Annotated in this window: 24 protein-coding genes; 15 read left to right on the top strand and 9 right to left on the bottom strand. The window is 70.2% G+C overall.

The window, feature by feature from the left end:
• From N864_RS08530 to pknB, 5 genes are all read left to right on the top strand, one after another.
• The coding region (locus N864_RS08530) for an FHA domain-containing protein FhaB/FipA (protein ID WP_034715668.1) at positions 1 to 318 on the top strand (318 nt) is incomplete at its 5' end.
• A 5-nt stretch (positions 319 to 323) separates the two neighbouring features.
• On the top strand, positions 324 to 1,721 hold the full coding sequence (locus tag N864_RS08525; RefSeq protein WP_034715666.1) for a PP2C family protein-serine/threonine phosphatase: 1,398 nt from the start codon (positions 324 to 326) through the stop codon (positions 1,719 to 1,721).
• Positions 1,718 to 3,112: an FtsW/RodA/SpoVE family cell cycle protein gene (locus N864_RS08520; RefSeq protein ID WP_034715664.1), complete on the top strand. Its 1,395-nt coding sequence runs from the start codon at positions 1,718 to 1,720 to the stop codon at positions 3,110 to 3,112. The genes N864_RS08525 and N864_RS08520 overlap by 4 nt, the downstream gene beginning before the upstream one ends.
• Positions 3,109 to 4,569, top strand: a complete 1,461-nt coding sequence (locus N864_RS08515; protein WP_034715662.1) for a peptidoglycan D,D-transpeptidase FtsI family protein — start codon at positions 3,109 to 3,111, stop codon at positions 4,567 to 4,569. Before N864_RS08520 ends, N864_RS08515 begins: the two co-directional genes overlap by 4 nt.
• 91 nt (positions 4,570 to 4,660) lie before the next feature.
• Positions 4,661 to 6,529, top strand: coding sequence for a Stk1 family PASTA domain-containing Ser/Thr kinase (gene pknB / locus N864_RS08510; protein WP_034715676.1), 1,869 nt, complete (start codon positions 4,661 to 4,663; stop codon positions 6,527 to 6,529).
• A gap of 30 nt (positions 6,530 to 6,559) precedes the next feature.
• Here the strand turns inward: pknB and N864_RS08505 are convergent, their stop codons facing one another.
• The gene (locus N864_RS08505) at positions 6,560 to 7,192 is read right to left on the bottom strand and encodes an aminodeoxychorismate/anthranilate synthase component II (RefSeq protein ID WP_034715660.1); all 633 of its coding nucleotides are present in this window, start codon (positions 7,190 to 7,192) and stop codon (positions 6,560 to 6,562) included.
• 43 nt (positions 7,193 to 7,235) lie between these two features.
• The gene (locus N864_RS08500; protein ID WP_081793570.1) at positions 7,236 to 8,006 is read right to left on the bottom strand and encodes a DUF881 domain-containing protein; all 771 of its coding nucleotides are present in this window, start codon (positions 8,004 to 8,006) and stop codon (positions 7,236 to 7,238) included.
• 70 nt (positions 8,007 to 8,076) lie between these two features.
• On the opposite strand from N864_RS08500, the gene N864_RS08495 reads away from it, so the two are divergent.
• Both N864_RS08495 and N864_RS08490 read left to right on the top strand, forming a co-directional pair.
• On the top strand, positions 8,077 to 8,328 hold the full coding sequence (locus tag N864_RS08495; RefSeq protein ID WP_034715658.1) for a cell division protein CrgA: 252 nt from the start codon (positions 8,077 to 8,079) through the stop codon (positions 8,326 to 8,328).
• Between the two features lie 288 nt (positions 8,329 to 8,616).
• Positions 8,617 to 10,080 carry an aldehyde dehydrogenase family protein gene (locus N864_RS08490; RefSeq protein ID WP_034715657.1) on the top strand — a complete coding sequence of 488 codons (1,464 nt, stop codon included), beginning with the start codon at positions 8,617 to 8,619 and terminating at the stop codon, positions 10,078 to 10,080.
• A gap of 126 nt (positions 10,081 to 10,206) precedes the next feature.
• Here the strand turns inward: N864_RS08490 and N864_RS08485 are convergent, their stop codons facing one another.
• The 5 genes from N864_RS08485 to N864_RS08465 form a co-directional block, all read right to left on the bottom strand.
• Entirely contained in the window at positions 10,207 to 12,525 is a 2,319-nt protein-coding gene (locus tag N864_RS08485) for a heavy metal translocating P-type ATPase (RefSeq protein WP_034715655.1), read from the bottom strand.
• Positions 12,526 to 12,597: 72 nt separating this feature from the next.
• Entirely contained in the window at positions 12,598 to 12,804 is a 207-nt protein-coding gene (locus tag N864_RS08480) for a heavy-metal-associated domain-containing protein (protein ID WP_034715653.1), read from the bottom strand.
• 38 nt (positions 12,805 to 12,842) lie between these two features.
• On the bottom strand, positions 12,843 to 13,187 hold the full coding sequence (locus N864_RS08475) for a metal-sensitive transcriptional regulator (RefSeq protein ID WP_034715650.1): 345 nt from the start codon (positions 13,185 to 13,187) through the stop codon (positions 12,843 to 12,845).
• A gap of 184 nt (positions 13,188 to 13,371) precedes the next feature.
• Positions 13,372 to 14,079 (bottom strand): rhomboid family intramembrane serine protease, encoded by a 708-nt coding sequence (locus tag N864_RS08470; protein ID WP_240474262.1) that lies wholly within the window; start codon positions 14,077 to 14,079, stop codon positions 13,372 to 13,374.
• 250 nt (positions 14,080 to 14,329) lie between these two features.
• Positions 14,330 to 14,848, bottom strand: coding sequence for a peptidylprolyl isomerase (locus N864_RS08465; protein WP_034715648.1), 519 nt, complete (start codon positions 14,846 to 14,848; stop codon positions 14,330 to 14,332).
• 202 nt (positions 14,849 to 15,050) lie between these two features.
• Here N864_RS08465 and N864_RS24630 point away from each other — a divergent pair, with 202 nt between their 5' ends.
• Positions 15,051 to 15,590 carry an antitoxin gene (locus tag N864_RS24630; RefSeq protein ID WP_034715646.1) on the top strand — a complete coding sequence of 180 codons (540 nt, stop codon included), beginning with the start codon at positions 15,051 to 15,053 and terminating at the stop codon, positions 15,588 to 15,590.
• A 25-nt stretch (positions 15,591 to 15,615) separates the two neighbouring features.
• Complete coding sequence (locus N864_RS08455) at positions 15,616 to 16,611, top strand: hypothetical protein (protein WP_155892872.1); 996 nt, start codon at positions 15,616 to 15,618, stop codon at positions 16,609 to 16,611.
• Between the two features lie 285 nt (positions 16,612 to 16,896).
• On the opposite strand, the gene N864_RS08450 is transcribed toward N864_RS08455, so the two are convergent.
• Positions 16,897 to 17,994 carry a maleylacetate reductase gene (locus tag N864_RS08450; RefSeq protein WP_034715636.1) on the bottom strand — a complete coding sequence of 366 codons (1,098 nt, stop codon included), beginning with the start codon at positions 17,992 to 17,994 and terminating at the stop codon, positions 16,897 to 16,899.
• Positions 17,995 to 18,513: 519 nt separating this feature from the next.
• Between N864_RS08450 and N864_RS08445 the strand changes: the two genes are divergently transcribed.
• The 6 genes from N864_RS08445 to N864_RS24090 all read left to right on the top strand — a co-directional run bounded on the left by N864_RS08445 (position 18,514) and on the right by N864_RS24090 (position 22,277).
• Positions 18,514 to 18,813, top strand: coding sequence for an alkylmercury lyase (locus N864_RS08445; RefSeq protein WP_034715633.1), 300 nt, complete (start codon positions 18,514 to 18,516; stop codon positions 18,811 to 18,813).
• Entirely contained in the window at positions 18,810 to 19,016 is a 207-nt protein-coding gene (locus N864_RS08440; RefSeq protein ID WP_034715632.1) for a hypothetical protein, read from the top strand. Before N864_RS08445 ends, N864_RS08440 begins: the two co-directional genes overlap by 4 nt.
• 257 nt (positions 19,017 to 19,273) lie before the next feature.
• Positions 19,274 to 19,603, top strand: a complete 330-nt coding sequence (locus N864_RS08435) for an ArsR/SmtB family transcription factor (protein WP_034715671.1) — start codon at positions 19,274 to 19,276, stop codon at positions 19,601 to 19,603.
• A 5-nt stretch (positions 19,604 to 19,608) separates the two neighbouring features.
• Positions 19,609 to 20,319, top strand: coding sequence for a cation efflux transmembrane domain-containing protein (locus N864_RS08430; protein WP_081793566.1), 711 nt, complete (start codon positions 19,609 to 19,611; stop codon positions 20,317 to 20,319).
• A gap of 372 nt (positions 20,320 to 20,691) precedes the next feature.
• Entirely contained in the window at positions 20,692 to 21,180 is a 489-nt protein-coding gene (locus N864_RS24095; protein WP_162164517.1) for a hypothetical protein, read from the top strand.
• A complete protein-coding gene (locus N864_RS24090) occupies positions 21,177 to 22,277 on the top strand; it encodes a protein kinase domain-containing protein (RefSeq protein WP_205620902.1) in 1,101 nt (366 codons plus the stop codon). The genes N864_RS24095 and N864_RS24090 overlap by 4 nt, the downstream gene beginning before the upstream one ends.
• Here the strand turns inward: N864_RS24090 and N864_RS24625 are convergent.
• The gene (locus N864_RS24625) at positions 22,211 to 22,642 is read right to left on the bottom strand and encodes a hypothetical protein (RefSeq protein WP_155892871.1); all 432 of its coding nucleotides are present in this window, start codon (positions 22,640 to 22,642) and stop codon (positions 22,211 to 22,213) included. The two genes, N864_RS24090 and N864_RS24625, sit on opposite strands and share 67 nt — an antisense overlap.
• Positions 22,643 to 22,724: the final 82 nt, after the last annotated feature.

The following is a 22,724-nucleotide window of genomic DNA, read 5'->3' as shown; positions in this document are numbered from 1 at the left end:
CGCGGCCGGGGCCGCGGCAAGGGCGGCCCGCCGACGCACCTGGTCGTCACCGAGGGTCCGCTCGCCGGCACCTCGCTGCCGCTGCGGGGCTCCGGCGTGCTCGTCGGCCGCAACCCCGAGTGCGCCCTCGTCCTCGACGACGACTACGCCTCGGGCCGGCACTGCCGCATCTATCCGGGCAGCGACGGCTGGATGGTCGAGGACCTCGGCTCGACGAACGGGACCTACCTCGGCCGCGAGCGCCTGACCGCCCCGCGTCCGGTCGAGGTCGGCTCCGCCCTGCGCATCGGCAAGACCGTCATCGAGCTGCGGGGCTGATCACAGTGCCCATCGCCCTGCGCTTCGCCGCGCGCTCCGACCTCGGCCTCGGCCCGAAGTCCCGCAACGAGGACTCCGGCTATGCCGGGCCGAACCTGCTCGTCCTCGCCGACGGGATGGGCGGGCACGCCGCGGGCGACGTCGCCTCGTCGATGATCGTGGGCGAGCTGGCCCCGCTCGACGACGAGGCGGTCGGCGCCGACCAGGCCGTCGCGCGCCTGGAGCGGGCGCTGCGGCGGGCCAACGCCAAGCTGACCAAGGCCGTCCGCGAGAACGACGAGCTCACCGGGATGGGGTCGACCACCATCGCCCTGCTCCGCGCCGGCAACAAGATCGCGATGGCGCACATCGGCGACTCCCGCGCCTTCATGCTGCGGGGCGACACCTTCACCCAGATCACGAAGGACCACTCCTTCGTCCAGCAGCTCGTCGACGAGGGCCGGATCACCCGCGAGGAGGCGAGCCGGCACCCCCAGCGCTCGGTCGTCACCCGGGTCATGACGGGCCAGCCCGACGACGAGCCGGACACCTCGCTGCGCGAGGCGAAGGTCGGGGACCGACTCCTGCTGTGCTCCGACGGCCTGTCCGACTTCGTCGGCGCCGACGTCATCGAGGAGATCGTCAAGGAGGCCAAGACCCCGGCCGAAGCGGCGGACCGGTGCATCGAGGTCGCCCTCAAGGCGAGCACCCGCGACAACGTCACCGTCATCGTCGCCGACGTCGTCCCGTCCGACACGGTGCTGACGTCGACGACGCCCCAGGTGGTCGGTGCCGCGCAGAGCCGGCTCCGGGCGCGCACCCGAGCGATCCCGACGAGCCCGGCCGCGAAGGCGGCCGCCCTGTCCCGGGAGGCCACCGGCCGCTCCGAGGACGACGAGGACGAGGACGACCCGGTCGAGCTCGCCGAGGAGGGCACCGCACGCAGCCGGCGCAGCCGCACGATCCGCCGCGGACTCGGGGCGATCGTCATCCTCGCCGTCCTCGTCGCCGGCGGGTATGCCGCCTACGCCTGGTCGCAGACTCAGTACTTCGTCGCGGCCGACGCCGGGCGGGTCACCATCTTCCGCGGCGTCTCGCAGGACCTCGGCCCGATCTCGCTGCACCACGTCGAGATGCGCAGCGACGTGACGGTCAGCCAGCTGCCCGTCGACGTCCAGGGCGCGGTCGACGGGGCGATCCCGGCGGTCAGCCTCTCGGACGCCGTCGCGAAGGTGTCCCGGCTGCGCCAGGAGGCCGACCGGTGCCGGGCCCTCGCCGAGAGTGGCACCACGTGCGGCAGCACGCCCGTGCCGGCGACCACGCCCAGCGGCGTACCGACTCCCACCCCCAGCCACAGCGCGACCCCACGTCCGACCGCGACGACCCTCTACACGCCTCCGCCCATGCCGGAGGTGCGCAAGTGACGACGACCGTCGAGTCCGTCGCGCCCCGCCCCCGGCGAGGGCTCGAGCTGCTGCTGCTCCTGCTCGCCATCGCGATCGTCCTGCTCGCCTGGGTGTCGGTCGACCTCAACCGGAGCGGCACCGTCCCGGCCAACATCGTCCCGGTCGCCGGCGGCCTCGTCCTGCTCGCCGTCGTGGTCCATGTCGTCCTGCGCTGGCGGGCCGCCTACGCCGACCCGGTGCTGCTGCCGATCACGACGTGCCTCAACGGCCTCGGCCTCGTCATGATCCACCGCCTCGACCTCGCGGCCGGTCGGCTCGGCGCCGACGGCAACGCCTACCGCCAGATCATCTGGACCGCCGTCGCGGTCGCGCTCGCCATCGCGGTCGTCGTCGTGCTGCGCGACCACCGGCTGCTGCGCCGGTTCACCTACTGGTCGTTGCTCATCGGCTTCGTGCTGCTCGTCCTGCCGCTCCTGCCCGGCCTCGGCCGCACCGTGAACGGGTCGAGGATCTGGATCGGGATCGGCGGGATGTCTTTCCAGCCGGGCGAGTTCGCCAAGATCGCGCTCGCCGTCTTCTTCGCCGGCTACCTCGTCGAGGCCCGCGACGTCCTGTCGCTCGCCGGCAAGAAGGTGCTCGGCTTCACCTTCCCGCGGGGACGTGACCTCGGCCCGATCCTCGTCGCGTGGGTGCTCGCCGTGCTCGTCCTCGTCTTCGAGAACGACCTCGGCACCGCGCTGCTCTTCTTCGGCCTCTTCGTCGCGATGCTCTACGTCGCGACCGAGCGGGTCTCGTGGATCGCGATCGGCCTGGCCCTCTTCGCCGCCGCCGTCGCCTTCGCGCTGTCGACCTTCTCGCACTTCCAGACCCGGGTGACCCTCTGGCTCGACCCGTTCTCCGCGTCGAGCCTGGAGCGCTCGGACCAGCTGGCCAAGGGCCTGTGGGGCATGGGCGCCGGCGGCCTGACCGGGACAGGCCTCGGAGCCGGGCGGCCCTACCTGACTCCGTTCGCGGACAGCGACTTCATCTTCCCCAGTCTCGGCGAGGAGCTCGGGCTGTTCGGCGCCGTCGCGATCATCGTGCTCTACCTGCTCTTCGTCGAGCGCGGCATCCGCACGGCGCTCGGCGTCCGCGACGGCTTCGGCAAGCTGCTCGCCATCGGCCTGTCCTTCTCCGTCGCCTTCCAGGTCTTCATCGTCATCGGCGGCGTGACCCGGGTCATCCCGCTCACCGGCCTGACGACACCGTTCCTCTCGCTGGGCGGGTCCTCCCTGCTCGCGAACTGGGTCATCATGACGATCCTGCTGCGCATCTCCGACCAGGCCCGGCGGCCGATGCCGGACGTCGTCCTCCCACCCTCCCGCGGCGGCGCTGCCGCCGAGGCGACCCAGGTGGTGAAGCTGCCGTGAACGCACCGGTCCGGCGCCTGTCCGTCGTCATCGCCCTGCTCTTCGTCACGCTGCTCGTCGCCTCGACGTCGATCCAGTTCTTCCAGAGCCAGAGCCTGGCCGCCATGGCGGCAAACAAGCGCACCCTGCTCGACAACTACTCCCGCGAGCGCGGCGGCATCATGGTCGCCGGCAAGCCGATCGCCGAGTCGGTCGCCGTGAAGGACCAGTACAAGTGGCTGCGCACCTATCCCTCCGCGGAGCTGTACTCGCAGGTCACCGGCTTCTACTCCTTCGCGGTGGGCAACCCGTACGGCCTCGAGCACGCAGCCGACGGCCTGCTGACCGGGCAGGCCGACACCCTCTTCGTGCGCCGGGTCACCGACCTCATCACCGGGCGGCAGACGTCGGGCGCGACGATCGAGCTGACGATCAACCCCAAGGCGCAGCAGGCCGCCGACCAGGCGCTCGGCAAGAGCCGCGGGGCGGTGGTGGCCCTCGACCCCAAGACCGGCGCGATCCTCGCCATGGTCAGCCACCCGCAGTACGACCCCAACGCCCTCGCCAGCCACGACTTCGGCAAGGCCGCCAAGGCGTGGGAGAAGCTCTCGACCAACCCGGACAAGCCCTTCCTCAACCGGACCATCGACGACCTCTACCCGCCGGGCTCGACGTTCAAGGTCGTCACGGCGGCGGCGGCCCTCGAGAACGGCATCGTCACCGACGCCAACTCGCAGGTGCCCGGGCCGGCCGTGCTCGACCTGCCCCTCACCGACGCCACGCTGCCCACCGAGAACCGCCAGCCGTGCGGGCCGGGCGACAAGACGACCTTGGTCCACGCCCTCGAGATCTCGTGCAACACCGCCTTCGGTTCGCTCGGGATGCAGCTCGGCGGCGAGAAGCTGCGTGCCCAGGCCGCGAAGTTCGGCTTCGGCGACACCCTGTCGATCCCGATGCGTGTCGTGCCGAGCAGCGTGCCCGCCGACCTCAACGCCCCCCAGGCGGCCCAGTCGGCGATCGGGCAGTACGACGTACGGACGACCCCGCTGCAGATGGCCATGGTCGCCGCCGGGATCGCCAACCAGGGGCGAGTCATGACGCCCTACCTGGTCGGCCGGGTGCGCAGCGCGGACCTCGACATCATCTCGGGCGCGCCGCAACCGCAGGAGCTGTCCCAGGCGGTCTCGACCCGCACCGCCGACATCGTCAAGAACATGATGGTCTCGGTCGTCGACCACGGCTCGGGCGCCCGGGCCCAGATCCCCGGAGTTCGCGTCGCGGGCAAGACCGGCACGGCACAGCACGACCCCAAGCAGCCGCCGCACGCCTGGTTCATCAGCTTCGCACCGGCGGACGACCCCAAGGTCGCCGTGGCCGTCATCGTCGAGGACGGTGGCGTCACGCGGAGCGAGGTGGGCGGCGGCCGCGTGGCCGCCCCGATCGCCCGCGCCGTCATGGAGGCGGTGCTGGGCCGGTGACGACTCGTGGGAGACAATCCCTCAAACCAGACCCGCAGAGCACGCACACGGATGGGACCGGGCAGTGTCAGAACGATCAGAGGTGGACGGCGTGAGCACCACCCCACGCGTCCTGGGCGGACGGTATGAGGTCGGCCGGCTCATCGGGCGAGGTGGCATGGCGGACGTGCACCTCGGGCACGACACCCGGCTCGGCCGGACCGTCGCCATCAAGATGCTGCGCTCCGACCTGGCGCGCGACCCCAACTTCCTGACCCGCTTCCGTCGCGAGGCGCAGTCGGCCGCCGGGCTGAACCACCCGGCGATCGTCGCGATCTACGACTCCGGCGAGGACGAGGTCGAGTCACCGGGCGGCTCGGTCGTGCCGCTGCCCTACATCGTCATGGAGTACGTCGACGGCATCACGCTGCGTGACCGGCTCGTGCAGGGGGCGCCGCTCGAGCCGGCGGAGGCGATCCGGCTCACCGAGGGGATCCTCGACGCGCTCGCCTACAGCCACCGGATGGGCATCGTCCACCGCGACATCAAGCCCGGCAACGTCATGCTGACGACGAGCGACCAGGTCAAGGTGATGGACTTCGGCATCGCCCGCGCCGTCGCCGACACCGCCGCGACGATGACGGCGACCCAGGCCGTCGTCGGCACCGCCCAGTACCTCTCCCCGGAGCAGGCGCAGGGCCAGACGGTCGACGCCCGATCCGACCTCTACTCGACCGGCTGCGTCCTCTACGAGCTGCTGACCGGACGCACCCCGTTCACCGGCGACTCGCCGGTCGCCATCGCCTACCAGCACGTCGGCGAGCAGGCCCAGCCCCCGAGCGTGTGGAACCCCAGCATCGGCGGCGACCTCGACGCCGTGACCCTCCACGCCCTCGCCAAGGACCGGGAGGCCCGCTACCAGGACGCCGCCTCCTTCCACCGCGATCTCGAGAACGTCCGCACCGGCCGCCCCATCAGCAACGCCGCCCTCGGCGCCGCGGCCGCGCTGGGCGCTGCCGCGACGACCCAGACGATGCCGGCGGCCTATGCCAGCCCGGGCGCACCGACGGTCGTGCAGACGCGGGTGGGACAGGTCGCCGACAACACCGCCGGCATGCCGGCAGTCGGCCGGCCCGAGGACGTGGCCCGGGCCGAGCGCAAGGGCAGCGGCGGCAAGGCCGCCCTCATCACGCTGCTCGTCATCCTCCTGCTCGCCGGGGTCGGCTGGCTCGCGGCGATGTGGTTCGGCAACCAGCAGCCGCCCGTCGTCACGACGACGGTGCCGCGCCTCGTCGGGCTCACCGCCCAGCAGGCGGAGTCGGCACTCTCGCAGAAGCACCTCAAGGGCTCCGCCACCGAGGAGGCCAACCCCGCCGAGAAGGGCACCGTCTTCAAGCAGGACCCGGCGCAGGGCCAGACGGTCAACGAGGGCAGCACCATCAGCTACGTCGTCTCGACGGGCCCCGACACGGTCAAGGTGCCCGACGTCACCGGGATGTCGGAGGAGACCGCCAAGCAGGCCCTCCAGGATGCCGGCCTCACCGTGTCCGGGACCAAGGACGTCAACGACCCCACGCAGGACAAGGGCAAGGTCGTCTCGACCGACCCCGCCGTCGGCCAGAGCGTCAACACTGGCTCCGGCGTGACCCTCAACCTCGCGTCCGGCAAGGTCGAGATCCCCGACGACCTCGTCGGACAGCAGTGGACGATCGTGTCGACGCGCCTGGCCAACGACTACCACGTGACGCCGGTGCCGACGTATGTCGACTCCACCGACAAGACGCCGGGTGAGGTCCTCAGCGTCGAGCACGCGGGCGAGGCGGTCAAGGTCGGCTCGAAGATCAAGGTCGAGGTGGCTCAGTCGCCGATCCCGACCCAGACGATCACTCAGACCGAGACGGTGACGGCGCCGCCCTCGACGCCGACCGACACGCCGCCCCCGACCTCGAGCGAGACGAAGCCGGGCGGCGGCAACGGCTGAGGCCGCCCCGCTGGTCAGCGTGGGTCGGGGTCAGATGGCGGCGCTGACGAGCGGGCTGAGCCCCTCGGCGCGGCCGACGGCCCCGTCGTCGCCGCACAGCCTCAGGAAGTTCGCGAGCATCCGGTGGCCACCCTGGGTCAGCACACTCTCCGGGTGGAACTGCACGCCGTGGAGCGGCAGCTCGCGGTGTCGCAGGCTCATCACGACGCCCGACTCGGTGTGGCCGGTCGCGACGAGGTCGGCCGGCAGGCTGGCCGGCTCGACCGTGAGCGAGTGGTAGCGCGTTGCGGTGAACGGTGACGGCAGCCCCTCGAGCACGCCCGTGCCGTCGTGGATGACCTCGGAGGTCTTGCCGTGCAGCAGCTCGGGGGCGCGGCCGACCGTCGCCCCGAAGGCGACGGCGAGCGCCTGGTGGCCGAGGCACACCCCGAACAGCGGCCGCGCCTCGGCCGCGCACGCACGGATGAGGTCGACCGAGACGCCCGCACGCTCCGGGGTCCCGGGGCCGGGGGAGATCACGACGCCGTCGTATGCCGCTGAGTCCCCGGGCGCGACCGCGTCGTTCCGCCTGACGTCGCAGTCCGCGCCGAGCTGCTCGAGGTAGCCGACGATCGTGTAGACGAAGCTGTCGTAGTTGTCGACGACGAGGATGCGCGGGCCCATGGCGGAAGGGTAGACCGGCCGGTCGGGGCGGGGGTCCGGCCGCTCAGGGGATGACCTGGGCGTGGCTCAGCTCCACGGAGCCGGAGTAGGCGGGGAACTTCGCCTGGCGCTCGACCGACATGTCCCAGCCGAGGCCCATGGCGGCGACATACTGCTGGTAGATCTGGATCGTCGGGTCGGCGGTCACCGCGCGCTGCATCCGGCCGGTGTCCCCGATCGCCGTGATGACGTAGGGCGGCGAGTAGACCCGGCCCTGGAGGATGAGCGTGTTGCCGACGCACCGGACCGCGCTCGTGGCGATGACGCGCTGGTCCTGGATCATCATCGCCTGCGCGCCGCCCGCCCACAGCGCGTTGACGACCGCCTGGACGTCCTGCTGGTGCACGACGATGTCGTCACCGGTGAACTGGGCGGGCAGCGAGTCGAGGCTCACCTTCGAGTCGGTCAGGGTGACGGTGAGGGCGGGGCCGGAGACGGGAGTGCGGCCCACCTCGCGGGCGTACGCATCGGCCTTGTCGGTGAGCGCCCCGAGGCGGGCGTCGCGCGGGGCCTGGGCCTTGGAGAGCCCGTCGACCTCGTGCTGGAGGGTGTCGAGCCGGGCGGCCTGCGCCTCGACCCGCTCGTTGGCGTCGAGGATGAGCTGGGGCAGGTCGCGGTCGGCGCGCAGGTCGCTGCCCTGGGCGGCGCGGAAGCTCATGGCGAACATCAGCCCCGCCACGGCGGTGATGACCGGCACGAGCACGGTCCAGGTGCGCAGCCGCCGGCGGGGGGCGGGCGCGGCGGGGTCGCGCGCCGGCTCGACGTCGTCTGGCATGGTCGTCCCCACTGTCTGCACTCGGTCCTGATCTAGGCTGGTCGCACCATTCTGACCCAAGGAGCGTGCAGTGCCCGAGTCGAGAGGCCGCGACAAGAAGGCGGCGGCATACACCCAGCCTCAGCGGAGCAAGGCGGTCGAGCCGAACCCCACGTGGTGGGCCCCCACCTTCGTGACGCTGATGATCGTCGGGTTGCTGTGGATCGTCGTCTACTACGTGACCGAGTACCGCTACCCCGTCTCCGCGCTCGGGGCCTGGAACCTCGGTGTCGGCTTCGTCCTGCTGCTCGCCGGGTTCGTCATGACGATGCGGTGGCGCTGACCGCCCGGCCCCCGTCGACCGGTCACTTTCGCCGCGTCGAGCGGTCGGTCCGTCCACAGGGTGTGTCCACAGCTGGGGATGAATGACATCGCTGTAACTACGTCCACAGGAGTTGTCCCCAGTGTGGACAACTCTGTCGCACCAGCCCCGGCAGACGCGACCTGCCCCTCGAGTGAGTCCGCTGTCACTCCTGTCACACGGGCCGGCGGCCCTCGGGGGTAGCGTCGAGGGACACCCCACGTCCGCACGTCCGAGCGGGTCGGCTCCCGCCCGGGAGAGGAGCCACCGATGGCCGTCACCCGTCAGCTCATCATCAACGGCGAGCACGTTCCCGCCGCCTCCGGCCGCACGGCCGATGACATCAGCCCGTGGTCGGGCGAGCCCTACGCGCAGGTCGCGGCCGCCGGTCCGGAAGACGTGACCCGCGCCGTCGATGCGGCCGAGTCAGCGTTTCCCGGCTGGGTTGCGATGCCGCCGAGCGACCGGGCGCGGATCTTCTCGCGGGCTGCGGACCTCATGGAGCAGCGGACGCCGGAGGCGATCCAGCTGATGGCCGAGGAGGTCGGCGGCGTGTCGTCGTGGGCCGGCTTCAACGCGCACCTCGCGGCCGGGATCCTGCGCTCCGCCGCTGCCGCGACGACGGCGACCCAGGGGCAGATCCTCGCCACCGACATGCCCGGCAAGCTCTCCTTCGGCGTCCGTCAGCCGTATGGCGTGTGCGCGGCGATCTCGCCGTGGAACGCGCCGCTCATCCTCGGCACCCGTGCTGTCGCGATCCCGCTGGCGGTGGGCAACACCGTCGTGCTCAAGCCGAGCGAGGACGCGCCGATCGCCTGCGGCCTGTTCATCGCCGACATCCTGCTCGAGGCAGGCCTGCCGGCCGGTGTGCTCAACGTCGTGACGAACGACCGCTCGGACGGCCCCCAGGTCGTCGAGGCGCTCATCTCCGACGAGCGCGTACGCAACGTCAACTTCACCGGCTCGACGAAGGTGGGCCGGACGATCGGCACCCTCGCCGCCCAGCACCTCAAGCCGGCGGTGCTCGAGCTCGGGGGCAAGAACAGCCTCGTCGTCCTCGAGGATGCCGACGTCGACTACGCGGTCAACGCCGCCACCTTCGGCGCCTTCATGAACGCCGGCCAGATCTGCATGTCGGTCGACCGCGTCGTCGTCGACCGTCGCATCGCCGACGAGTTCAGCCAGGCCTTCGCCAAGAAGGTGGCCGACCTGCCGACCGGCGACCCGACGAGGCCCGACACGGTCATCGGGCCGCAGGTCAACCAGGCGGCTGCCGACCGGCAGTGGGCGCAGATCCAGGACGCGGTCGACAAGGGCGCCCGGGTCCTCGCCGGCGGCGGCAAGCCGGACGGCCGGGTAGTGCCGGCCACGGTGCTGACCGACATCACGCCGGACATGCGGATCCACACCGAGGAGATCTTCGGGGCCGCAACGACCGTCTACACGGCGGACGACGTCGACGCCGCCGTCGCCCTCGCCAACGACACGCAGTACGGCCTGACGGCCGGCGTCATCACCGAGAACCTGCGGGAGGGGCTGTCCGTGGCCCAGCGGCTGCGCACCGGCATCGTCCATGTCAACGACCAGCCGGTCAACGACGAGCCGATGGCGCCCTTCGGTGGCATCCAGAACTCCGGCTACGGCAAGTTCGGCGGCGAGGCGGGCATCGACTCCTTCACGGAGACCCGCTGGGTCACGGTGCAGCAGGACGGGCACGCGCCGTACCCGTTCTGACCGGCCCCGTTTCCCGGCCCCGGTCGAGGGCCCGGTCGAGGGCCCGGTCGAGGGCCCGGCACGTCAGCGCGACGTGCCGGGCCACTCGACGTGAAGCTCCGACGCGACGCGGTGCCTCCTGCTCGGTCAGTTCCGGGTCAGCGGCTGGAAGCCGCGCAGCCGCAGGCTGTTGCTCACCACGAAGACCGACGAGAACGCCATCGCCGCCCCGGCGAGCATCGGGTTGAGCAGGCCGGCCGCCGCGAGCGGCAGCGCCGCCACGTTGTACGCGAACGCCCAGAACAGGTTGCCCTTGATCGTGCCGAGCGTCCGGCGGGAGAGCCGGATCGCGTCGGCTGCGCTGCGCAGGTCGCCGCGCACGAGGGTCAGGTCGCTCGCCTCGATGGCGACGTCGGTGCCCGTGCCCATCGCCAGGCCGAGGTCGGCCTGGGCGAGCGCCGCCGCGTCGTTGACACCGTCGCCGACCATGGCGACGACCTTGCCCTCGGCCTGCAGGCGCCGCACGACCTCGACCTTGTCGGCGGGCAGCACGTCGGCGATGACGGCGTCGGCGTCGATGCCGACCTCGGCCGCGATGGTCCCGGCCACGGTCTCGTGGTCACCGGTGAGCAGGACCGGGTGCAGGCCCAGCTCGCGCAGCTGGCGGATCGCCTCGGCCGAGGTCGGCTTGACCGCGTCGGCGACGACGATGATGCCGCGCGCCGCGCCGTCCCAGCCGACCGCGACGGCCGTGCCGCCGCTCGCCTGCGCCGACCGTAGAGCCTCCTCGAGCTCGCTCGGCAGGGCCTGCGCCCAGTCGGCGAGCAGGCTCGGCCGGCCGACGACGACCGAGCGGTCGCCCTCGTCGTCCGCGACGACGCCCTGCACGCCACGTCCCTCGACGTTCGCGAAGTCGCTCACCGCCGGCAGCGTGCCGAGCCGGTCCCGGGCGCCGTCCGCGATCGCCTGGGCGATCGGGTGCTCGGAGGCGTCCTCGAGGGCGCCGGCCATCCGCAGCACGGTGTCGCGGTCCTCGCCGTCGGCCGGCACGACGTCGAGCAGGGTCATCGTGCCGGTCGTCACGGTGCCCGTCTTGTCGAGGACGACGGTGTCGACGCGCTTGGTCGACTCGAGGACCTCGGGACCCTTGATGAGGATGCCGAGCTGGGCGCCGCGACCCGTGCCGACCATCAGGGCGGTCGGAGTCGCGAGACCGAGGGCGCACGGGCAGGCGATGATGAGCACCGCCACGGCGGCGGTGAACGCGGCGGTCGCACCGGCCCCGGTCACGAGCCAGAAGACGAGCGTCCCGAGCGCGAGGGCGATGACGATCGGCACGAAGATGCCCGAGATCCGGTCGGCGAGGCGCTGGACCTGTGCCTTGCCGTTCTGGGCCTCCTCGACGAGGCGGGCCATCTGGGCGAGCTGGGTGTCGGCACCGACGCGGGTGGCGCGCACGACGAGCCGGCCACCGGCGTTGACCGTCGCACCCGTGACGGCGTCGTCCGGCCCGACCTCGACCGGCACCGACTCACCGGTCAGCATCGACACGTCGACCGCAGACGTGCCCTCCTCGACGACTCCGTCGGTCGCGACCTTCTCGCCCGGTCGTACGACGAAGCGGTCACCGACGACGAGCTGGTCGGTCGGGATCCGCTGCTCCACCGGGCCGGAGGGCCCGTCGCGCAGCACCGCGACCTCCTTGCTGCCGAGCTCGAGCAGGGCACGCAGCGCCGCACCGGCCTGCCGCTTCGACCGGGCCTCGAAGTAGCGGCCGGCCAGGATGAACGTCGTGACGCCCGCCGCGACCTCGAGGTAGATGTTGCCCGCGCCCTCCGAGCGGCTGATCGTCAGCTCGAACGGGTGCGTCATCCCGGGCATGCCGGCCGTGCCGAGGAACAGGGCATAGAGCGACCAGCCGAACGCGGCCAGGGTGCCCATCGAGATGAGCGTGTCCATCGTCGTGGTGCGGTGGCGCAGGTTGACCCAGGCCGCCCGGTGGAACGGCCAGGCGCCCCACACGACGACGGGGGCGGCGAGCGTCAGCGACAGCCACTGCCAGTAGCGGAACTGCAGCGCCGGCACCATGGCGAGGACGATGACGGGCACACTGAGCGCAGCCGAGACGAGCAGCCGGTGCCGGAGCGAGCGGACCCGCTCGTCGGCCGTGGTCACCTCGGCCGTGTCCGCTGACCCAGCCGCAGCGGACGGTGCGGTGGGCGGGGGCGGCAGCTCAGCGGCATACCCCGCCGCCTCGACGACGCGCACGAGGTCACCCGGCGTAAGGGACTCGGGGAAGGTGACCTTCGCCTTCTCCGTCGCGTAGTTGACCGTCGCCGTGACACCGTCGACCTTGTTGAGCTTGCGCTCGATGCGGTTCGCGCACGACGCACAGGTCATGCCGCTGATCGCGAGCTCGATGTCGTGGGTGGCGGGCTGACCGAGCTGCTCGGTCACGGAACTCATCTCTGCCTCACTTCGCTGGTATGACGCTGAGTCGGCCCCGCGCCTAACCGGACGCGGGTGCCGGGTTGGCTCTCAGGCGAGCTGGTAGCCGGCCTCCTCGACGGCGGCCCTGACCGCTGCCGGGTCGATGGGGTCGGCGCTGGTGATGGTGAGGGCGCCGGTGTCGAGCACGACGTCGACGTTCTCGACACCCGGGATCTCCTGGACCTCCTCGGTCACCGAGGCGACGCAGTGGCCGCAGGTCATGCCGGAGACGGTGTAGCTGGCGGTCTGGCTCATGGTGGAGCGCCTTTCCTGATGGGGTGGATCCTGCGGGGTCAGGAGCGGACGAGGCGACGGATCGCCTCGGACGCCTCCTGCATCTTGTGGTCCGCCTCGGGCCCGCCATGGTGGGCGGCCTCGAGGACGCAGTGGTTGAGGTGCTCGTCGAGCAGGCCGAGGGCGACGGCCTGCAGCGCCTTCGTCGTCGCGGAGATCTGGGTCAGGATGTCGATGCAGTACTGCTCGTCCTCGACCATCCGCTGCAGACCGCGGGCCTGCCCCTCGATCCGGCGGAGCCGCTTGAGGTAGTCGTCCTTGGTCTTGTTGTGGATGTAGCTGTGCTCGTGCTTCGGCGCCTCGTCACGGGCCACCTGCTCCACCGCAGTCTCGGAGTCGGCCATGGCTGGTCCTTTCGTCTGCCTCGCCTGACACTCTACCCCCCTAGGGTATCTACTGACAAGGAGCCGCGGATGTCGAGCGCCGCCCCCTCCGGATTCGGGTGCGGACCCGATTCCGTAGGGGACGGCGGGGCGCCGGGCCTACCGATTCGGGTGCGGACCCGATTCGGTAGGAGCGCGCCTGACCTCAGCCAGCGCGGAAGGCCGTCAGCTCGCGGATCATGTCCGGGACGGTGAGGTACTTGACCACCGCGACGGCGACGAGCAGGACGAGGAGACCGACGAGCCCCGACCAGGCGAGCGCCGGCAGGGTGCGCCGACGGGCCAGGACGATGACGCCGGCGCCGGCGAGGCCGACGACGAAGCCGCCGAGGTGGGCCTGCCACGCGACGTTGGGGATGATGAAGCCGAGGACGGCGTTGATAAGGACGATCCCGTAGATCCCGGCGACCGACCGGTTCAGGTGGCGGTTCAGCACGATGAGGGCACCGAAGAGGCCGAAGATCGCGCCGGACGCGCCGACGACGGGGGTGATCCAGGCTCGGTCCTGTCCCGCGGCGAGGCCGGCGACGGTGGGGCTGCCCGCCAGCAGGAGCAGGGCGACCTGGCCACCGATGCCGCTGACGAGGTAGAGGGCGAGGAACCGGGCGCGGCCCATGAGCGGCTCGAGGTAGGAGCCGAGCACGTAGAGGGCATACATGTTGAAGCCGATGTGCATCAGCGAGCCCGGGGAGTGCAGGAACATCGCCGTGATGAACCGCCACGGCTCGACCCAGCCCTGCACCGGCCGGAACGCGAAGTCGTCGGTGAAGCTCGGCGAGACCCACTGGACGAGGAAGACCGCGACGCAGATCGCGATCAGCGCGAAGGTGACGACCGGGCGGCCGTCGGTCACCCGACCGCCGAAGACCGTCTGGGTCTGACGCGAGGAGCGAGCGGCCTCCCGGACGCAGTCGACGCACTGGATCCCGACCGGAGCCGGCCGCTGGCACTCCGGACAGGCGGGCCGGCCGCAGCGCTGACAGCGGACATACGCCTCCCGGTCGGGGTGCCGCGGGCACACCGACGGGGCGGCAGGCAGGTGGTCAGCCCCCCACGACTGGGTCGGGGGCTGACCACCAGTTCCGTTGTCCGCCAAGGCTGTCTCAGTCCTCGATGCTGACCGAGTTGATGACGACGTCCTCGACGGGCTTGTCGTTGGCGCCGGTCTTGACCGCGGCGATCTCGTCGACGACCTTGCGGGACTCGTCGTCGGCGACCTCGCCAAAGATCGTGTGCTTGCCCTGCAGCCAGGGCGTCGGGGCGACGGTGATGAAGAACTGCGAGCCGTTGGTGCCCTTGCCCATCCGCTTGCCGGCGTTCGCCATGGCGAGCATGTACGGCTGGTTGAAGTTCTTGTCGGGGCTGATCTCGTCGTCGAACGTGTAGCCCGGGCCGCCGAAGCCCTGACCCACCGGGCAGCCGCCCTGGATCATGAAGTTCGGGATGATCCGATGGAAGATGAGCCCGTCGTAGAACGGGGTCGGGTTGGACCGGCCGGCCTCGTCCTTGTACTCCTTGTCGCCCTTGGCCAGGCCGGCGAAGTTGGCGACCGTCTTCGGCGCGTGGTTGGGGAACAGCTCGACGCGGATGTCCCCGTGGTTCGTGTGCAGGGTTGCCTTCATGGGCCCAATCCTTTCACGCCAGCCGTATGCCGCTGAGCCACGTCGCGAGGCAGCGTGGGCTTGCGGGGGCGCAGGCCGCTCGCGGCCGTGAGCTCCCGTGCGTCGGCATACGGAATGGCTGTGGAACTGCCACGAACGGACGGGACGTTCTAGGGTCGGACCGTGGGAGTTCCCACCCGAGGCGCCGAGGAGGCAGACGACGATGTCATTCCTGGACAAGCTCAAGCAGAAGGCCGAGGAGCTGGACCTGCAGACGAAGGCGAACCAGCTCGCCGAGCAGGCCAAGGTCGCGGCGCAGCAGGCGAAGGAAAAGGCGGGCGAGCTCGCCTACGAGAACCGCGAGCGGATCGAGGATCTCGCGGACAAGGCCGGGCACGCGATCGATGAGCGGACCGGCGGCAAGTACGGCGACAAGATCAGCAAGGCCAAGGAACAGGTGGCCCGGGGGGTCGACAAGGTCGCCGAGGGCCGCCCCGTCCATGAGGTGCCCGGACCGGAGCCGCGCACGACCGCTCCCGGACCGGCGACACCGCACCTCGTGCCGGAGCCGGACCTGACGGCACCCGACCTGACCGGCGCCGCGGCACCGGACGCGATGGTGACGCCCGATGTGCCGGCGACGCCGGACGTGACGGCTGCGCCGCAGGCGGCTGCGTCCGAGGCGGGCGCGACGCCGGAGGCTGGTCCGGGGGTGACCAGCGCCGCAGAAGTGAGCAGTGACGGACCACGGCAGGATGGGTAAGGAACCCGAGGACCAAGGAGGACTGATGTTCTGCAGGACCCGTACTGACCGTATGACCGACCGGGTTGCCGACGCCGGCAGCACCATCCAGCAGCAGATGAGCAGCGCCAAGGACAGCGCGAAGGCGACCGCGGCGGTCCTCGCCGACCGGGCCAGCGCTGTCGCCGATCAGGCTGCGGACCTCGCCGCGTCGTCCCGGTCGGGCGCCGGCGACGTCAGCGCGAGCACGCGCGAGACCGCCCGAGAGACGGCCGCCTCGCTGCGGGACGTCGCCGCGACGCTGCGCGAGGCAGCCGGCCCGACGCTCCACGACGCGTCCGACCTGGCGCGCGAGCGGTGGACCATGGCCAAGGAGGCCGCGGCACCGGCCGTGCACGAGGCGGTGGACCGGGCACGACCGAAGGTCGAGGCGGCGCAGTCGACGCTCCTCGAGAACGTCCTGCCCAAGGTGTCCGCGGCGATCACGACAGCGGCGGCGAGCCTCTCCGAGGCGAAGGAGGGGGCGGCGCCATACGTCGAGCACGCCCGCGAGACCGCACACGTCGGCAACGAGCGCGCGCGCGGCGCCCTCAAGGTGCTCAAGGGCGAGGCGACGGTCAAGGAGCGGCGCTCCAAGGGCAAGTGGCTCATCGGGATCGGCCTCGTCGCGGCCATCGTTGCCGCCGTGGCGGCGTTCCGGCAGAAGCAGCAGACGCAGGACCCGTGGGCGACGCCGCTCACCGACCCGACGTCACCGTCGTTCAAGGACCGGGCTGCCGAGCGGGTCGGTGGCCTCGTCGACGCGAAGGACCACACCGGCGAGCTGGGTGAGTCCGACCTCCTCGGCGGCGGCGCGGCCGGGACCGCGTCTGTCGGCGTGACCGCGCCGGCCGAGACGGTGAGCGGCGTGGACGGCGGTGTCACAGGCAGCGGCGCCGGCGTCGGCGGCGCGGGCAACGCCGAGATGGACGCCGACCAGGTGGCCGCCGACGAGCTGGATGACGAGGCGGCCGACGAGGACGAGAACGGCCGGGGCGTCTGACCCGCGCCTGCCAGCGGCTCCCGACCCACGGGGCCATGCGGACACAGCAGAGGGACCCGGCCACGTGGCCTGGTCCCTCTCCGCTTGAGCTGGCTCGCACAGACAGGGGGACAGTGCGAGCCAGCACATGCAGAAGGGCTGGGCGCGGTTCGTGCGGGCCCAACCCTTCGCTGTCTCCGAGTGTAGCGACTCGGCGACAAGTTGGGAACGCTTTGGCGACGAGCAGATGATGGCGTCGCCCACGTCACGCTATACCGGTTCGGCGAGGGCCGCCACAGGAAACTCTCAGAGGTTGCCGGATCGTGACGGCTGCGGCTTGGCACCCGTGCGCGCACCGTCGATGATTCGCACGAGATCCTCCCGGGAGACGGGCCGCGGGTTGTCCTCGAGCGAGGAGCCGGAGAGCATTTCCACCGCGTGCTCGACGTCGTCCTCGGTCAGCCCGTGCTCACCCAGCGCGACGGAGCCGCCAAGGGGCGCGGCGATGCCGGCGAGCACCTCCGTCGGGTCGTTCCCGCCGAAGGCGGCGGCCAGTCGCCCCGCGATCGGGGACCCGGGTGGGGCGTTGAACGCCACGACGTGGGGCAGCACCGCCGCGTGGGTCAGGGCGTGCGGCATCCGGAAGGCGCCACCGAGGACGTGGCAGATCGTGTGGTGCAGACCCGAGCCGGCCGACGCGAGCACGACGCCGGACAGGTAGGCGCCGAGGAGGCAGCGCTCATGGCCGAGCCGGTCCGGCGCGTCGGTCGCGGTGGCGTGGAGACCGGCGACGAGCAGGCTGATCGACTCCTGCGCGAGGGCATCGTTGATCGGGTCGGCCCCGGGCGCCCAGAACGCCTCGACCGAGTGCGCGAGCGCGTTGATGCCGGACGCAACGGCGAGGTCGTGGGGCATCGTGGCAGCGAGGTCCGCGTCGTAGAGGACGACAGCGGGCAAGGCCCGGTCGTCGACGGCGGTGACCTTGGTCCGGTCCCTGGTGATCCCGAAGATGTTCGTCGACTCCGACCCTGAGTAGGTCGTCGGCAGGGCGACGAGGCGCAGGTCCAGCTCCTTGGCGAGGGCTTTGCCGAGGCCGGTCGCCGAGCCGCCCCCGATCGTGACGAGTCCGTCGACACCGGCGTGCCGGGCCGCCTCGGTCGCGCTGTCGACGAGATCGGCCGGCACGTGCTGCACCACGTCGTCCCACCACAGCGCCACCTCCGTCCCGTCGAAGATCCGCCGCGCCATGAGATGGGCCGACGGGGTGCTGATGACCATGGGACGGGCGACGTCGAGGCGGTCGAGCTCGACCGGCATCGCCGTCGCCGACTCGCCCGTCACAAAGGCGACCGTCTGGGGCAGGAACCGGTGCCTGAAACGGTGAGTTGCGTCAGTGGCGTCCATGCCACCAGCGTGGCCCTGCTCGGCGGTACGCCGCTACTCGGCGGCTTCCCAGTGCCTGTGATCCGGTGAGACGCGTCGACCGAGCGTGTCCAACGACGACCACCATTCGCGCTCGGTGTCGCCGGCCGTGCTCAGCCCCCGCCCGGATCCCGTCCCAGGGCGATTCGTGGTCGTCCGGCGGTCCCGGAGGTGACGCCTCCCGACCCAGGCCAGCAGTCAGCGGCCAGCGCCAGCGAGCTCTGCGGCATACGCATGGAAAAGAAAAGGACCCCGTCGCGAAGGACGGGGTCACGAGATGGTGGAGCCAAGGGGACTCGAACCCCTAACCCCCTGCTTGCAAAGGTCAATCGGGCGACTGGTTCGGGTCGTGCGCACCGCGGTCACAGTCCACTGGTGTGTGTGGTTGGCGGCGTTCGTGACCAGGCGTCGTCAGGCAGTCTGTCAGGCGGCCGGGAGGGCGCGACGAACCGTGATGACCTGGCTGCAGCCGTCCGACACCTTGGGGCGCATCATGGATCCATGGATGTGCGACTGCTGTACTTCGATGGATGTCCGAACTGGACTGTCGCGGAGGAGCGGCTTCGCTCGGCGCTGGTCAGCGTGGGTCGAGGTGACGAGCCGGTTCATCGTGTCCTGGTGGAGACGACGGAGGAGGCTGAGCGTCTCGGTTTCATCGGGTCGCCCACCATCGTCATCGACGGTCGGGACCCCTTCGCCTCTGGTGAGGAGCGCCCGGCGCTGGCATGTCGCGTGTTCACCACACCGGATGGTCGCGCGGGCTCTCCGACGGTGGAGCAGCTGGTTGAGGTGTTGTCGTGAGACGCCTGCTGGGGATCGCCGTGGGTCTGTACCTCGGGGCTGCTGTCGTAGGTCTGGTGCGGGAACGGTTGGGGCTCGTCTCGTGCGGGTGTGCCGGCGACTGCTGGTGTCATCGCCCCGGGCTGCGGCTCTTCCGCTGGGTCTTTCCGCGCGGCCACAAGAGTGCGTGGTCCGCCGAGGACAAGGCGATGCTCGACGCCTGAAGCAGGCAAGCCCGAATCGGTTTCGGAGGATGAGCACACGGAGCCACCGACCCGATAGCGGAGCAGGGGAGCCTGCCGGAGTGGCCGGGTCAGGGCTGGCCGGAGGCCATCACGCAGTGACGCGCAGCGGCCTTGAGGCGGTCCGGAGGCGGGCGGACAGTGGAGCGTCGGGTCGGCGGCGCACGGTCACAGGCGACGTGAGCCCGCCACTCGATCCAGTTGCCGATGGATTCAGCCACCCATGTACTGTGGTGTTCATGATGGCTGCAACCCACGGTGAGGTGCTGGCCCGGTTCGGGCACGCGCTCTCGGACCCGACCCGCACGCAGATTCTCCTCGCACTGCTCGAGGGCCCCGCGTACCCCAGCGACCTGGCTGACCGGCTGGGCGTCTCACGGCAGGGGGTCTCGAACCATTTGTCGTGCCTGCGCGGGTGCGGTCTCGTGGTGACCGTCCCCGAGGGTCGACGCACGCGGTATGAGCTGGCAGACGCGAAGGTCGGACACGCGTTGAGTGACCTGCTCAGCGTGGTGCTCACCGTCGATCCGATGTGCGCCCCGGTCGACGTCAGCGAACTGGCGGGCTGATCCAGATGGCGTTCATTGAGCTCTCGTCCCCGTCGGTCCTGGCGCGCCGTGCGGTCCTGGCGCGCCGGGTCCGACTCTTGGTCGCGGCAACGATCACGTACAACGTCATCGAGGCAGTCATCGCCCTGTGGGCCGGCCGCGCCGCATCCTCCACGGCCTTGATCGGCTTCGGCCTGGACTCGGTCATCGAGGTGTCGTCCGCGGCCGCCGTCGCCTGGCAGTTCTCGGGTCGCGACCCCGAGGCGAGGGAGAAGGTGGCCCTCCGAGTGATCGCTTGGTCGTTCTTCGCGCTCGCTGCCTATGTCACGGTCGAGGCGGTCCGGTCGCTGGTGGGCGCTGGTGAGGCGGAACACTCCACGGTGGGCCTCGTGCTCGCCGCCGTCAGCCTCTTGGTGATGCCTGGCCTGTCGTATGCGCAGCGCAGGGCCGGGCGTGAACTCGGGTCACGATCCGCGGTTGCCGACTCCAAGCAGACCCTCCTGTGCACGTACCTGTCTGCCGTCCTGCTCGTCGGGCTCGCGGTCAACTCCCTGTTTGGCTGGTCTTGGGCCGACCCTGTGGCGGCTCTGGTAATCGCCGCAGTTGCGGTCAAGGAGGGCCGAGAGGCATGGAAGGGCGACAGCTGCTGCGCCCCAAACGCGGCCCTGCACCAGGGCAGCGAGACCGCGGCGTCGCCGGCCGGGTGTGCGGACGGCTGCTGCGGCACTGAGAACTGACCGGAGCGCCCTCAGCCGCCCGATAGCGCGGGGTGCGGTGGGGTGCGCGTAGGCGCGCCAGCGCCGGAGCGCGGGGTCCCCATCGCGGGGTCCCGCGCTCTTTCGCGCCGGAGGCGCGTTTAAGCCAGTACAGAAAGTCCTCACAGACTCGGGGCCGGGCTGTCATCGGACCGGTCACGTTCGTCGGGTCGAAGCGCGCGGCTCCGCCGGCTGACCAAGGTCGTCCTGTCTCCGGTGCCCCTTGCAGTCGTGCGTCGCGTGATGCTGGCGGCCCCAGCTTTCTCGACCTGCATCTGCGTGGAGTGAATCTGAGATTCGCCGCGAGGGTCGCGAATCCGCGTCTCCGTGGTGCACGTGCCCCACAATGGTCTAGTGCGCGCAGCAGGGGTGAACATCAAGTCAGGTCATACGTTTATCGCGATCTCGGAGGCGGCGGACTCCAGCGAGCTCGGATCCGCAATACCGTCCTTGTCGGTTCGACTGACCGTCAACTCTGGGCTCGACGACGCATTGGCCTTAGCTGATCTACGCAACCGGGTGATGCAGGCGCTGCGTGCCAGCAAGGCGGAGGCGGTCGGGCTGGTGGCCACCCGCGCGTACTCGGGATGGAAATATAAGGACGCCTACTCCAGGATCTCAGCTGTCTGCAGCGTCATGCTCGCCTGCACGGAACTGTCCCTGCCGTACCGCGAGATCAAAACCAGTGAGATCGGAAAGACACTCGCCGTCCCTGCCACCGATGTGAAGTCCGTGAACCACGCCTCTTTGGGCCTGTCAGTGATTCCTACGTACTGGACGACCGGCATGGCCGAGGCCTTTGCTGCCGCCGCGACACTCATTGCGACGGACGGTGCCAAGTGAATGCTCAGGCGGACGGGGCACAGCCAGGCGACCGTCAGCACGTAGAGATATTGCGTCTTGAGTTCGAGTGCCTGCAAAGCATCCCCGGGGGGATCAATGAGGTGCGGCTCTGGTGGGATCCCATCCTTGGATGCCATCGAGTCGGAAAGCGCATCGACATTTCCGGCATCGAGCACGACGACGTGCTTCCTGAGGCAGCAACGCTGCAGATGATCGATCACCCGAACATCCTGAAGATCGTTGCTGCTGCCGGCGTCGACGGCTACCCGATGCCAATGCAAGTCATTGAGTTGGTGACTCCCTACCTCGAGAGGGGCAGCATCACCGACGCCCTACTGCGAGGCGAGCATTTCACTGTGACGGAGAGCATTGGCATAATTCAGGCAACTCTTCGGGGCCTTGCTGAACTTCACGACGTCCACGGAATAGCGCACAGAGATGTTAAGAGCGGCAACATCCTGCTTTCCAGTGATCACACTAGGGCCAAGGTTGCGGACCTGGGATTAGCTGGCCTGTTCGACTCGAATGGGGAGGTGCCAGCACTCAACAACCCAACACTATATAGCCCACCGGAACTCGCGCTAACGGGCCTCCTCAACAGATCAAGCGACGTCTTTTCCGTCGGCCTTGTGCTGCGTGAGTTGATCGGCGGACACTTTCCGTATTCCGACTACTCGACCGCCATGATCCAGGAGCGGCTACTCAAGGGGTGGCTACCTGTTCGAGTTGCCGACCTAAGCCTGCCTGTTTGGACACCCAAGTCTCTACGTCGCATCATCGCAAAAGCAACTAATGCGATTCCGTCGAGGCGCTTTCAGTCAGCACGAGAAATGGACGATGCATTGGCGCGCGCCATGGTCGCTGATTGGATGCAGATAGAGGATGGCATCTGGGAGGCTCCATTCGTCCACCTCCCGAACAGGCGGATTCGGGTTTCGAGCCGCGCTACTCGGTCGGGGGAGGTGAGGATGTCGACGCTTGTGAACCGCGGAAGTGGTTGGCGCCGGATCGTCTCCGATGTCGAGGTGCCTCAACTGGAATGCGCAGCAGCGCGGGGTGTTTTCGACCACGCGACCTCGAGGGCGAACGTGCGATGAGCAGCCTCGTGGACGGCGCTGCGCTCCTTGGCGGTCAAGACTGCCCATAGGCGACGGACATCGGTTTCCTTACGCGGCGCGATCACCCACACCGCCTCGGAACCCACGCCTCGCGGTTCGATGAATCCTGTGCGCAAGAGTTCATTCGTCGCCCGCGCGACTGCCTTGTCAGTCACGCCGCGCTGAGGATCGCGGTACCTATCCACGGAACTGGCTGCTTCGCCCGGCGGCATCGCTGCAGACATCTCTTCAACCAGTGCGCGCGCCACCCACTTGGCGCGGGACACGACTCCACCCTCGCTAACCAGGGAGTCCATGCCCAGCAGCAGCAGTGCCGCCGGCGTGATGCGAGCCTTAGTGCCCATGGTTTGATGATACGTGTAACGCGTAACGCGTAACGCATATCATCGAGTCGTGTCTGTCGCAACCGACGAGCGGGTCCAGGCC

It is taken from the genome of Intrasporangium chromatireducens Q5-1 (assembly GCF_000576575.1).
Classification (GTDB): domain Bacteria; phylum Actinomycetota; class Actinomycetes; order Actinomycetales; family Dermatophilaceae; genus Intrasporangium_A; species Intrasporangium_A chromatireducens.
The sequence above is the reverse complement of the archived record's forward strand: the minus strand, read 5'-3'. Positions and strand labels throughout refer to the sequence as shown.